Raw genomic sequence first — 12053 nt, 5'->3', positions numbered from 1 at the left:
TCAGTGAGGGGGCGTCGGCTATCCAGGTCAACGCCCCCGCTCAGCCCCGCCGTTGACCTGGATCACCTGTGAGGTCACATGGCCGGCGGCCGGTGAGGCCAGCCAGTGCAGGGTCGCGGCGACGTCCCCGGGCGTACCGGCGCGCCCGGTGGACGTGTCGTTGATGAGCCGTTCGCGCCGGGCCGGGTCGATCTGTGGGCCGAAGAACTCGGTGTCCTCGATGTACCCGGGCGCGACGACGTTCACGGTGATGCCGCGATGCCCGAGATCCCGGGCCAGATCGTGGGCGTACGGATGCAGCGCGGCCTTGGCCCCGCCGTACGCCCCGCTCCCCGACCCCCGGTAGGCGGCGATGGAGCTCACGAACAGCACCCGCCCGCCGGGTTCCGCGAGCCGCGTCCGCAGCGCCTCGGTGAGCAGCGCGGCGCTCAGGGTGTTGATCCGGAAGTTGACCGTCCAGTCGTGCGCGACCCGGTCCAGCGGATCGCTGCTCTCGCTCGCCGGCTCCAGCGCCCCCGTACCGCCCGCGCCGTGCACCAGCACGTCCACGGTCCCGAACTCCTCGGCGACGAACCGCGCGACCCCGCGCACGACTTCGGGCTCGCTCAGGTCCCCGGCGTACGTCAACGCCCCCGGCACCGCCGCCTTCTCCAACACCTCGCGCCGCCGCCCGAGCAGCAACACCCGATCCCCGTCGGCCGCGAAGGCATGCGCCGCGGCCAGCCCGATTCCCGTACCGCCACCACTGATCACCACGTTGCGAACCATGGCGCGAGCCTACAAAGAGGGGGACGGCACGACGACCCGATTCGACCGATGGCCGCCGACGGCACGACCCCTACGGAAGCGGGTCACCCCTCCATCGCCCGTGAACGGGCGGTACGCGGGCGGGAGACTCACCTCAGACTGCGGACGTCGAGATGCCGCAGCACCCGGTCCACGATCTCCGGGTCCGCCCCCGGCTCACTCCGCGCCGCCAGCACCTCGTGCCGGGCCGCGCTCATCATCTCCCCCTGGATCCGCCGCATCCGCTTCACCCGCTTCACCCGCTTCTCGTAGGCCTCGCGCCGCTCCCCGTCCCCCACCTCGGGAGAGATCCGCACCCCGATGTCGAACGCCCGCCGCAACAACTGCTCGGACACCTCCTCCGGCAGCTCCTCGACGTCCTCGATCTCCCGCAGCCGCCGCTTCGCGGCCTTCGCCGCCCGCACCGCCAGCTCCTTCTCGAACGCCTTCTCGCTGTCGGTGTCGGCCCGCACCCCGAGCCGCTTCACGAGCCATGGCAGGGTGAGCCCCTGCAGCACCAGCGTCGCCATGATCACGCCGAACGCGATGAACACGATCTCGTCCCGGTCGGGGAACGCCGACCCGTCGTCCATGGTCAGCGGAATCGCCAGCGCCAGGGCGACGGACGCCACCCCGCGCATCCCGGCCCACCACATGATCACGGTCTCCCGCCAGGACGTCGGGATCTCCTCGTCGTAGTCCCGTTTGGCGTGCAGCCGTTTCGTCAGCCAGGTCGCCGGCAGCAGCCACGCCAGTCGTACGACGACCACGACCCCGACGATCGCGGCGGCCCAGCCGAGCATCTCGCCCCAGCGCCCGGACGCCGTACGGATCGCGTTGTGCAGTTCGAGCCCGATGAGCCCGAACGCGACCCCGGTGACCAGCGTGTCCACGACATCCCACACGGTCGCCCCGGCGAGCCGGGTCAGGACGTCGTCGGCACCCAGGGAGTACTCGGCGAGGAACAGCGCGGTGGTGAGCACGGCGAGCACTCCGGAGCCGTGCAGCTCGTCGGCCAGGACGTACGACGCGTACGGCACCAGCAGCGTCAGCCCGATCTGCAGGGTGGCGTCGTCGAGGGCCGACATCAGCTTGTTCGTGGCCCAGCCCAGGGCCACGCCGACCGCGACGGCGACGACGGCGGACAGCACGAAGTCGAGCCCGGCCCGCCAGAAGTCGAAGCTCCCGCTGACGGCGGCGGCGATCGCGACGTGGTAGAGCACGATGGCCGTGACGTCGTTGAACAGGCCCTCGCCCTCCAGGATCGACACCAGCCGGCGCGGCAGCCCGAGCTGCCCGGCGACGGCGGTCGCGGCGACCGGGTCGGGCGGCGCCACCAGCGCGCCGAGCGCCACGGCGGCCGCTATCGGCAGCCCGGGCACGATCGCGCTCGCGACGGCGGCCACGGCGAGGGTGGTGACGAACACCAGGGCCACGGCCAGCAGGAAGATGGGCCGGATGTTCGCGGTGAACTGCCGCCAGGACGTGCGCCGTACGGCCGCGTAGAGCAGCGGTGGCAGCAGCAGGGGCAGGATCAGCTCGGGCGGGACGTTCACGTTCGGCACGAAGTCGGCCACCGCGAGGACTATCCCGAGGAGCGTCATGAGCACCGGCGCCGGCAGACCGAACCGGTCCCCCAGCGGGACGCTCACCACGGCCCCGAGCAACAGGACGAAGAGGAGGGCCAATTGATCCACGGTCAGGGCTCCGGCGGGATCTCGACGTTCAACTAGCGGACGCCCAAGCCTGCCACGCCGCCCACCCGACCAGCACTTTCGACGCCCGCCGGTTACCGAGCCCCTTGCCTGCCGCGTGGACGGCCCTGGTCACGCGCCCGGTGTCAGCGCCCGCCGCATCGCCCGGTGCGGAATGCCGGCGTCCGGGAACTCCGGTCCGTACGCCTCGTAGCCGAGCCGCTCGTAGAACCCCAGGGCATGCGTCTGCGCGTGCAGATCCACGGCGGCGAGCCCACGCGCGCGTGCCGCGTCCTCGATGGCCCGCACCAGCGCGACCCCGACCCCGAGTCCCCGCGCCTCCTTGCTCACGGCCAGCCGCCCCAGGGACCCCACGGTCGGGTCCCCGCCGGTCTTCGCCGCAGCGGCCTCGCCGAACAGCAACCGCCCGGTCCCGAGCGGCGTCCCGTCCTCCCGCACGGCGATGACATGCGTCGCCACGGCGTCGTAGTCGTCGTACTCGATCTCCTGGGCCACGCCCTGCTCGACGACGAAGACCTCCTTGCGCACCGCGAAGCAGGCCTCACGGTCGGCCGGGTCCTCGGCGACACGCACCGCGTACGGCATCGGACTCATGCGTACGTCTCCTCGCGCACCAGGTCCAGGGCCTGCTGGAGGTCGTCCGGGTAGCCGCTCTCGAACTCGACCCACTGGCCGTCGGCCGGGTGCTCGAAGCCGAGCCGCACGGCGTGCAGCCACTGGCGGGTCAGGCGCAGCCGCTTGGCGAGCGTCGGGTCGGCGCCGTAGGTCAGGTCGCCCACGCACGGGTGGCGGTGGGCCGCCATGTGCACGCGGATCTGGTGGGTGCGGCCGGTCTCCAGCTTCACGTCGAGCAGGGAGGCCGCGCGGAACGCCTCGATGAGGTCGTAGTGCGTGACCGACGGCTTGCCCTCGGCGGTGACCGCCCACTTGTAGTCGTGGTTCGGGTGGCGGCCGATGGGGGCGTCGATGGTGCCGCTGGTCGGGTCGGGGTGGCCCTGGACCAGCGTGTGGTAGCGCTTGTCGACCGTGCGCTCCTTGAACTGGCGCTTCAAGGAGGTGTACGCCCGCTCCGACTTGGCGACGACCATCAGGCCGGAGGTGCCGACGTCGAGGCGGTGCACGATGCCCTGGCGCTCGGCGGCACCGGACGTCGAGATGCGGTATCCGGCGGCGGCGAGCCCGCCGATGACGGTGGTCCCGGTCCAGCCGGGGCTGGGGTGGGCGGCGACGCCGACCGGCTTCACGATCACGATCACGTCATCGTCGTCGTAGACGATCTCCATGCCCTCGACCGGCTCGGCGACGATCTGCACGGGCGCGGGCGCCTGCGGCATCTCGACCTCGAGCCAGGCCCCGCCGTGCACACGCTCGGACTTCCCGACCACCGAGCCGTCGACCGTGACCTTCCCCGCCGCGGCCAGCTCGGCGGCCTTCGTACGGGAGAAGCCGAACATGCGGGAGATGGCGGCGTCGACACGCTCGCCCTCCAGGCCGTCGGGCACGGGCAGGTTTCGGATCTCGGGAACTGTGCTCACCCGGTCGAGTATGCCGGACGGGTCCGACACCGCCTTACCGAAGCCCGTGCTGCGGCCCGGACAGCGGCCTGTGCGGTCAGTCCTTGTGGACGGTGCCGTCCGGGTCCAGGCCGCGGAAGGAGAGCAGCACGATCAGGATGCCGCCGCACACGATCGCCGAGTCGGCGAGGTTGAAGACGGCGAACCCCTTGGGCGCGATGAAGTCGACGACCTCGCCCTGGAAGATGCCGGGCGAGCGGAAGATCCGGTCGGTGAGGTTGCCGAGCGCACCGCCCAGCAGCAGGCCGAGCGCGATGGCCCACGGCAGGCTGTAGAGCTTGCGGGCCAGCCGGGCGATGACCACGATCACGGCGGCCGCGATCATCGTGAAGATGACCGTGAAGGCCGCGCCGAACCCGAAGGCGGCACCCGGGTTGCGGATCGCGTGGAACTCCAGCCAGTCCCCGAAGACCTCGATCGGCGCGTGGTGCTCCAGCTTGGCGACCACGAGCAGCTTGCTGACCAGGTCGAGGGTGTACGCGAATGCCGCCACCGCGAACAGCACGGCGATCCGGCGCCTGCCCCTGGGGGGCGACGCGGCGCCACCCTGCTCCGGCTCGGCCCCCGCCGCCTCTGGGGTATCCGGCGTACCGATGATGCGCTCCGCCTCTGCCACGTGAGTCCCTCAGCCTAGGTACCTAACTCAGGATGAGGGTACGGCACACCTGTCGGGGGCTTCAGTACCGGCGTTCCTGCTTCTGCTTGCACTCGACGCACAGGGTGGCCCGGGGGAAGGCCTGCATACGGGCCTTGCCGATCGGGTTGCCGCAGTTCTCGCACAGGCCGTAGGTGCCGGCGTCCAGCTTCCCCAGGGCGCGCTCGGTCTGGATCAGCATCTCGCGCGCGTTGGCGGCCAGCGCCATCTCGCTCTCGCGCGTGATGTTCTTGGTGCCGGTGTCGGCGTCGTCGTCGCCCGCGCCGTCCCCGGAGTCCCGCATCAGACCGGCGAGGGCCTGCTCGGTGGACGTGATCTCCTCGCTCAGCCGCGCGGCCTCGGACTGCAGCTCGGTACGGGCCTCCTCGACCTCCTCCGGTGTCCAGGGGTCCTCTCCGGGGCGCACCGCGAGCTCACCGGGCACCACCGCGACCCGCGCCTTCGGAACGGCCCTCTTCGCCGCCGTGGCCGTGCCAGGAGTCTTCTTCGCAACCACCGTCGTGGCTCCCGTCTGCTCCGCGGCCTGCGCCGCGCCCGCCTTCGCCTTCTTGGCCGCGCTCTTCTTCGTGCCGGTCGTGCTCTTCTTCGTGCCGGCGGTGGTCCTGGTCGCCGTGGTGCGTTCGGTGCCTGCGGTGCTTCTGGTGTCCGCGGTGCTGTTCGCACCGGTGGCGCTCGTCACGCCTGTGGCGCTATTCGTGCCCGCCGTGCTCTTCGTGGAACCGTTCTTCGCGCCGGTGGTGCTCTCCGTAGGGGCGCTCTTCGCCGACGTGCTCTCCGGGGCGACGGTTTTCTTCACGGCTGTTTTCTTCACGGCCGCTTTCTTGCCGACGGTCTTCTTGGTGACCGCCTTCTTCACGGCCGTCTTCTTGGTCTCCGTGGCCTTGGGAGCGGCAGCCACCTTCGTAGCCGCCGTCTTCGTAGCCGACGTCCCCGTCTTCGTCTCCGTAGCCGTCGCCTTCTTCGTAGCCGTGGATTTCGCCGCGCTCTTCCCGACCGCCGCCCCCTGCGCGGCTCCCGGTCTCTCGGTCCCTTCCCCGGTCGCCCTCTTCGAAGAAGCCGCCTTCGTAGCGACCGCCTTCTTCGCCGCGGTCTTCTTCGTTGCGGTCTTCTTCGCCACCATGGCCGCGGCCCCTTCTCACATTTTGTGATCGCGCACGCGAATCGTGCTGGGACGATAAATCGACTTGAGTCCCGCGGCAACGGGGCACGCCGCCGGATTCGTCCACCCCCCTGGCCTCGCGCGACGAGCCTGCATGCGTTGTGCCCAGCTCCCCGCCGGGTAATCCGCCGAGTCCGACACCCCGAACGTCGAACGCGTGTTCAGCGCCATTCGAGTCAGGCGACGGGCCTTCAAGCGTTCCGCCGGGGCCCTCGCAAAACCGGTCGGCCGCTGTCGGTGCGGCCCCGTACACTGGGCGCAGCGAGAAGCGTGGATGGGGACGAGTAGCGGCGTACGCAGCCCAGAGCGACCCGGGGACGGTGGAAGCCCGGGGGCCAGCGCGACGTGAAGATCACCCCGGAGCCGCCGGAAGAAAGCCGCAGCCTCCCAGCAGCGGCCGGTAGACCCGGTATCGCGACCCCAATGAGGGGGCTCACTGGTGCGCTGGACGCACCGGGGAGCCAAGGAGGGTGGTACCGCGGGAGCGCGCCGCACACGGCGTACGGAAAGTCGTAGCTCTCGTCCCTCCGGACGGAAGGCAGAAAGTCCGCCGGAGGAAGCTCGCTGATGACAACGCCGACGTACCGCCAGGTGCCCGCCCAGGTCGACCTGCCCGCGCTCGAGCACGCCGTGCTCGACTTCTGGCGCGAGCAGAAGATCTTCGCCAAGACCCTGGACCAGTCCGAGGGGCGCCCCGAGTGGGTGTTCTACGAGGGCCCGCCCACGGCCAACGGCATGCCGGGCGCCCACCACATCGAGGCGCGCGTCTTCAAGGACGTCTTCCCCCGCTTCCGGACCATGCGCGGCTACCACGTGGGCCGCAAGGCCGGCTGGGACTGCCACGGTCTCCCGGTGGAGCTGGCGGTCGAGAAGGAGCTGGGCTTCACCGACAAGCAGGACATCGAGGCGTACGGCATCGCCGAGTTCAACGACAGGTGCCGCGACTCCGTGACCCGGCACACCGACGCCTTCACCGAGCTGACGACCCGCATGGGTTACTGGGTCGACCTCGACGACGCGTACCGCACGATGGACCCCGAGTACATCGAGTCGGTCTGGTGGTCGCTCAAGGAGATCTTCAACAAGGGCCTGCTGGTCCAGGACTACCGCGTCGCCCCCTGGTGCCCCCGCGACCAGACGGGCCTCTCGGACCACGAGCTGGCTCAGGGCTACGAGACGGTCGTCGACCCCTCCGTCTACGTCCGTTTCCCGCTCACCTCCGGTCCGCTGGCCGGCCGTGCCGCACTCCTGGTCTGGACGACGACCCCCTGGACGCTGGTGTCCAACACGGCCGTCGCCGCCCACCCCGAGGTCACCTACGTCGTCGCGACGAACGGCGAGGAGCAGCTCGTCGTCGCCGAGCCGCTGCTCACCAAGGCCCTCGGTGAGGGCTGGGAGACCACCGGTGAGTCCTTCACCGGCGCCGAGATGGAGCGCTGGACGTATCAACGTCCGTTCGAGCTCGTGGAGTTCCCGGAGCCCGCCCACTACGTGGTGAACGCGGAGTACGTGACGACCGAGGACGGTACGGGTCTGGTCCACCAGTCCCCCGCCTTCGGCGAGGACGACCTCAAGGTCTGCCGCGCGTACGGCCTCCCGGTGGTCAACCCGGTCCGCCCGAACGGCACCTTCGAGGAGAGCGTCCCCCTCGTGGGCGGTGTCTTCTTCAAGAAGGCCGACGAAAAGCTCACCGAGGACCTCAAGGAACGCGGCCTGCTCTTCAAGCACGTGCCGTACGAGCACAGTTACCCGCACTGCTGGCGCTGCCACACCGCGCTCCTGTACTACGCGCAGCCCTCCTGGTACATCCGCACCACGGCCGTCAAGGACCGCCTCCTCGAGGAGAACGAGAACACCAACTGGTTCCCGGACACGGTCAAGCACGGCCGGTACGGCGACTGGCTGAACAACAACATCGACTGGGCGCTGTCCCGCAGCCGCTACTGGGGCACCCCGCTCCCGATCTGGCGCTGCGAGGACAACCACCTCACCGTGGTGGGCTCCCGCGCGGAACTGACCGAGCTGACGGGCACCGACCAGTCAGAACTCGACCCGCACCGCCCGTTCATCGACGCGGTCACCTTCGCCTGCCCCGAGTGCGGGGAAACGGCCACGCGCGTGCCCGAGGTCATCGACGCCTGGTACGACTCGGGCTCGATGCCGTTCGCGCAGTGGGGATACCCGTACAAGAACAAGGAGTTGTTCGAGAGCCGCTACCCGGCGCAGTTCATCTCCGAGGCGATCGACCAGACCCGCGGCTGGTTCTACACGCTGATGGCGATCGGCACCCTGGTCTTCGACAAGTCGTCGTACGAGAACGTCGTGTGCCTCGGCCACATCCTCGCCGAGGACGGCCGCAAGATGTCCAAGCACCTGGGCAACATCCTGCAGCCGATCCCGCTGATGGACCAGCACGGGGCGGACGCGGTGCGGTGGTTCATGGCCGCGGGCGGCTCCCCCTGGGCGGCACGCCGCGTGGGTCACGGCACGATCCAGGAGGTCGTCCGCAAGACCCTCCTGACGTACTGGAACACGGTCGCCTTCCAGGCCCTGTACGCCCGCACGTCCGACTGGGCGCCCAGCGCGGCGGACCCGGCCCCGGCCGACCGCCCGGTCCTGGACCGCTGGCTGCTGTCCGAACTCCACGCCCTCACCGACCAGGTGACACAGGCTCTGGAGTCCTACGACACCCAGCGCGCCGGCAAGCTCCTGTCGGCGTTCGTCGACGACCTGTCGAACTGGTACGTCCGCCGCTCCCGCCGCCGCTTCTGGCAGGGCGACAAGGCGGCGCTGCGCACCCTGCACGAGGTCGTCCAGACGGTCACCCAGCTGATGGCCCCGCTGACCCCGTTCATCACCGAGCGGGTCTGGCAGGACCTCGTCGTCCCGGTGACCCCGGACGCCCCCGAGTCGGTCCACCTCTCCTCGTGGCCGGAGGCGGACCTCTCCGTCATCGACCCCGAGCTGTCGAAGCAGATGGTCCTCGTCCGGCGCCTGGTGGAGCTGGGCCGGGCCACGCGCGCGGAGTCGGGCGTCAAGACGCGTCAGCCGCTGTCCCGCGCGCTGATCGCGGCCACGGGCTTCGGCACCCTGGACCCGGAGCTGCACGCGCAGATCACGGAGGAGCTGAACGTCGAGGGCCTGGCCTCGCTGAGCGAGGTCGGCGGCTCGCTGGTCGACACCACGGCGAAGGCCAACTTCCGCGCCCTGGGCAAGCGGTTCGGCAAGCGCGTCCAGGACGTCGCGAAGGCGGTGTCGAACGCGGACGCGGCTGCGCTGTCCCTGGCGCTGCGCGAGGGCACGGCGACCGTCGAGGTGGACGGCGAGACCATCACGCTGGCTCCGGATGAGGTGATCATCACAGAGACCCCGCGCGAGGGCTGGTCCGTGGCCTCCGACTCGGGTGCGACGGTCGCCCTCGACCTGGAGATCACCGAGGAGCTGCGGCAGGCGGGCCTGGCCCGTGACGCGATCCGGCTGATCCAGGAGTCCCGCAAGAACAGCGGCCTGGACGTCGCCGACCGGATCGCCCTGCGCTGGACGTCCACCGACCCGGCGGTCATCGCGGCGCTGTCCGAGCACGCGTCCCTGATCGCCGACGAGGTTCTCGCCACGGACTTCGCCCAGGGCGAGGCGGACGACAGCTACGGCCCGGCGTTCACGGACGAGGGGTTGTCGCTGGTGTTCCGCCTGCACAAGGCGTAGGCACCACCGGTACGGCAAAGGGCCCGGCCTCCTTCGTGGAGGCCGGGCCCTTTGCTCACGTCCACCGGCGGCTGCCTCACGTGAGCCAACGGTCAACTCACGCGAACCAGCACTCAACTCGCGTAAAAAGGGCGGGGCCCCGGATCGAAATCCGGGGCCCCGCCCTGAACGCTGCCGACGCCAAAGGCGTACTAAAGGCCGGTCAGTTGTCGTCCTCGTCGATCAGGAACCCGCGCATCGGCGAGGGAGCCTGGCCCATCGGCGACGGGCCCTGCGGCCGGACCGGAGCCATCGGCTGGGTCATGGCCGGGGACATCTGCTGCTGGCCGCCGTAGGACGGACCGGCGGGCGGCGGGCCGCCCATGCCCTGGTTGCCGCCGCCGTACGACGGGGCGCTCGCGCCGGCCGGGGCCATGGAAGGCGCCGGGGACGGCGGAAGCGACGCGGTCGCCGGAGTGCGCGGCGGGGCCAGCGAGTCGTCGGCCTGGGTCTCCAACTGACGCAGCTGGGACTCGAGGTAGGACTTCAGACGCGTGCGGTACTCGCGCTCGAAGCCGCGCAGGTCCTCGACCTTGCGCTCCAGCGTGGCGCGGGCGGACTCCAGGGAGCCCATCGCGACGCGGTGCTTCTCCTGCGCGTCCCGCTCCAGGGCGTCGGCCTTGGCACGGGCGTCACGCTCGAGACCCTCGGCGCGCGAACGGGCCTCACCGACAATCTTGTTGGCCTCGGAACGGGCCTCGGCGATCGCCTGGTCGGCGGTCTGCTGAGCCAGCGAGAGGACACGGGCGGCACTGTCGCCACCGGGGCCCTGCTGCGGCATGCCGCCACCCATAGGACCGCCCATGGGGCCGCCCATCTGCTGCTGCATCTGGGGCTGACCCTGCATCGGGCCCTGGCCCATCTGCTGCATCTGACCCTGCATCGGGCCGCCCTGGCCCATCGGACCCTGACCCATGGGGCCCTGGCCCATCGGACCCTGACCCTGCGGGCCGCCCTGGCCACCGGGGCCGGCGGGCAGCTGCGGGGCACCGCTCGGCAGCTGGGGCGGGCCGCCCATGGGGCCGCCCATCTGCTGCTGCGGCGGGCCCGATATGCCGGCGGGCACCGGGGCGCCCGGACCGCGCATGCCTTGCGGGGGCATGCCCTGCTGGGGCATCCCCTGCTGCTGCATGCCGCCTTGCTGCATGCCGCCCTGCTGCTGGTCCTGTTCGGGGGGCTTGCGCATGTTCTGTTGGTTCTGCGCGGCCGCGCGCGTGGCGGCGGCCAGCTTGGCGCGCAGATCCTCGTTCTCCCGCAACAGGCGGGTCAGTTCGGCTTCGACCTCGTCGAGGAAGGCATCGACCTCGTCCTCGTCATAGCCTTCTCGGAGGCGGACGGTCGTGAACTGCTTGTTCCGCACGTCCTCGGGGGTCAACGGCATCTCTTCACCTCAACGTAGTCATCGGCAGTCGGCAAGACCGTATCGTCCACTGTCACCTCGCGAGATTGCCCACGATAGAGATCAAGATGTAGACGATGATCATCAGGACGAAGAAGGACAGGTCGAGCGCCACGCCCCCGAGACGCAACGGCGGGATGAACCGCCGTAGAAGCTTCAACGGTGGATCGGTGACAGTGTAGGCGGCCTCCAGAACGACCACCATCGCCTTGCCGGGTTGCCATGAGCGGGCGAACTGGAAGACGTAGTCCATGACCAACCGGAAGATGAGCACGATGAGGAACACCATCAGCGCGACGTAGATCACCTGCGCGAACACGCTCATGGCCTGTCTTTCCCTCTCCCCTGTTCCGTGCTTCCTAGCGGCTGTCTGTCTCAGCTCTGATTGAAGAACCCGCCCTCTGCGATGCGGGCCTTGTCCTCCGCCGTGACATCGACGTTAGCAGGCGACAACAGGAACACCTTCTGCGTCACCCGCTCGATGCTGCCGTGAAGACCAAACACCAAACCGGCCGCAAAGTCGACAAGTCGCTTCGCGTCTGTGTCATCCATCTCAGTCAGATTCATGATCACCGGAGTGCCTTCACGGAAGTGTTCCCCGATGGTACGGGCCTCGTTGTAGGTCCGGGGGTGAAGTGTGGTGATCCGGTAAGGCTCTCGTTCCGACACGACCTTGGGCATGATCACCGGTGCGTTCTTCTCCAGGGACTGGCGTTCTTGTGTGATGGATGCCACGGGCGCGATACGCGCCGGACGTCCTGATTCCGTACCCAGGGAAGCGGAATGGGACACCGGGTCACGAGGCGCCGGAGGCTGCACCACTCGTACCGGTTCGTCCCTTTGGGACTGATGCGGGCTGTGTGACTGGTGTGACGGCTCATGCCGTCGACGGTCCCGCTCGGGCTCCGGGTCCAGTTCGGGTTCGAAGTCGTCATCGGGGTCGAAACCCCGGCCGTCGTACCCATCGTCCTCCACGAGGCCGAGGTAGACCGCCATCTTGCGCATCGCGCCGGCCATGCTC

The 12053-nt window shown here is 69.9% G+C and carries 11 protein-coding genes; 2 read left to right on the top strand and 9 right to left on the bottom strand.

The window, feature by feature from the left end; genetic code table 11:
• Window positions 1-27 precede the first annotated feature (27 nt).
• The 6 genes from OHT77_RS32600 to OHT77_RS32575 all read right to left on the bottom strand — a co-directional run bounded on the left by OHT77_RS32600 (window position 28) and on the right by OHT77_RS32575 (window position 5409).
• On the bottom strand, window positions 28-768 hold the full coding sequence (locus tag OHT77_RS32600; protein ID WP_328831989.1) for an SDR family NAD(P)-dependent oxidoreductase: 741 nt from the start codon (window positions 766-768) through the stop codon (window positions 28-30).
• Between the two features lie 128 nt (window positions 769-896).
• Entirely contained in the window at window positions 897-2483 is a 1587-nt protein-coding gene (locus tag OHT77_RS32595; RefSeq protein ID WP_266767768.1) for a Na+/H+ antiporter, read from the bottom strand.
• A 129-nt stretch (window positions 2484-2612) separates the two neighbouring features.
• Window positions 2613-3095, bottom strand: a complete 483-nt coding sequence (locus OHT77_RS32590; RefSeq protein WP_328831988.1) for a GNAT family N-acetyltransferase — start codon at window positions 3093-3095, stop codon at window positions 2613-2615.
• Window positions 3092-4036, bottom strand: a complete 945-nt coding sequence (locus OHT77_RS32585; RefSeq protein WP_033284519.1) for an RluA family pseudouridine synthase — start codon at window positions 4034-4036, stop codon at window positions 3092-3094. Before OHT77_RS32585 ends, OHT77_RS32590 begins: the two co-directional genes overlap by 4 nt.
• Before the next feature lie 76 nt (window positions 4037-4112).
• Window positions 4113-4691, bottom strand: coding sequence for a signal peptidase II (gene lspA, locus OHT77_RS32580; RefSeq protein WP_328831986.1), 579 nt, complete (start codon window positions 4689-4691; stop codon window positions 4113-4115).
• A 61-nt stretch (window positions 4692-4752) separates the two neighbouring features.
• A complete protein-coding gene (locus OHT77_RS32575) occupies window positions 4753-5409 on the bottom strand; it encodes a TraR/DksA family transcriptional regulator (RefSeq protein WP_328831985.1) in 657 nt (218 codons plus the stop codon).
• Between OHT77_RS32575 and OHT77_RS32570 the strand changes: the two genes are divergently transcribed.
• Together OHT77_RS32570 and ileS are read left to right on the top strand one after the other, a co-directional pair.
• Window positions 5396-5878, top strand: a complete 483-nt coding sequence (locus OHT77_RS32570; protein WP_328831984.1) for a hypothetical protein — start codon at window positions 5396-5398, stop codon at window positions 5876-5878. The genes OHT77_RS32575 and OHT77_RS32570 overlap by 14 nt on opposite strands.
• Window positions 5879-6456: 578 nt before the next feature.
• Window positions 6457-9594 carry an isoleucine--tRNA ligase gene (gene ileS / locus OHT77_RS32565; protein WP_328831982.1) on the top strand — a complete coding sequence of 1046 codons (3138 nt, stop codon included), beginning with the start codon at window positions 6457-6459 and terminating at the stop codon, window positions 9592-9594.
• A 202-nt stretch (window positions 9595-9796) separates the two neighbouring features.
• Here ileS and OHT77_RS32560 read toward each other — a convergent pair whose 3' ends face one another.
• The 3 genes from OHT77_RS32560 to OHT77_RS32550 are packed head-to-tail and all read right to left on the bottom strand — an operon-like array spanning window position 9797 to window position 12049.
• The gene (locus tag OHT77_RS32560) at window positions 9797-11014 is read right to left on the bottom strand and encodes a DivIVA domain-containing protein (RefSeq protein ID WP_328831981.1); all 1218 of its coding nucleotides are present in this window, start codon (window positions 11012-11014) and stop codon (window positions 9797-9799) included.
• A gap of 52 nt (window positions 11015-11066) precedes the next feature.
• Window positions 11067-11357 carry a YggT family protein gene (locus OHT77_RS32555; RefSeq protein WP_266767777.1) on the bottom strand — a complete coding sequence of 97 codons (291 nt, stop codon included), beginning with the start codon at window positions 11355-11357 and terminating at the stop codon, window positions 11067-11069.
• A 50-nt stretch (window positions 11358-11407) separates the two neighbouring features.
• On the bottom strand, window positions 11408-12049 hold the full coding sequence (locus tag OHT77_RS32550) for a cell division protein SepF (RefSeq protein ID WP_266767779.1): 642 nt from the start codon (window positions 12047-12049) through the stop codon (window positions 11408-11410).
• Between the last annotated feature and the right edge of the window lie 4 nt (window positions 12050-12053).

The sequence above is a fragment of the Streptomyces sp. NBC_00252 genome, assembly GCF_036187565.1.
GTDB lineage: Bacteria > Actinomycetota > Actinomycetes > Streptomycetales > Streptomycetaceae > Streptomyces.
Note: the sequence above shows the minus strand (reverse complement) of the source record. Positions and strands in the feature narration are given on the sequence as shown.

Coding starts and splice junctions, on each gene's coding strand:
- OHT77_RS32600 (WP_328831989.1), bottom strand. CDS start 768: ATGGTTCGCAACGTGGTGATCAGTGGTGGCGGTACGGGAATCGGGCTG.
- OHT77_RS32590 (WP_328831988.1), bottom strand. CDS start 3,095: ATGAGTCCGATGCCGTACGCGGTGCGTGTCGCCGAGGACCCGGCCGAC.
- ileS (WP_328831982.1), top strand. CDS start 6,457: ATGACAACGCCGACGTACCGCCAGGTGCCCGCCCAGGTCGACCTGCCC.
- OHT77_RS32560 (WP_328831981.1), bottom strand. CDS start 11,014: ATGCCGTTGACCCCCGAGGACGTGCGGAACAAGCAGTTCACGACCGTC.
- OHT77_RS32555 (WP_266767777.1), bottom strand. CDS start 11,357: ATGAGCGTGTTCGCGCAGGTGATCTACGTCGCGCTGATGGTGTTCCTC.
- OHT77_RS32550 (WP_266767779.1), bottom strand. CDS start 12,049: ATGGCCGGCGCGATGCGCAAGATGGCGGTCTACCTCGGCCTCGTGGAG.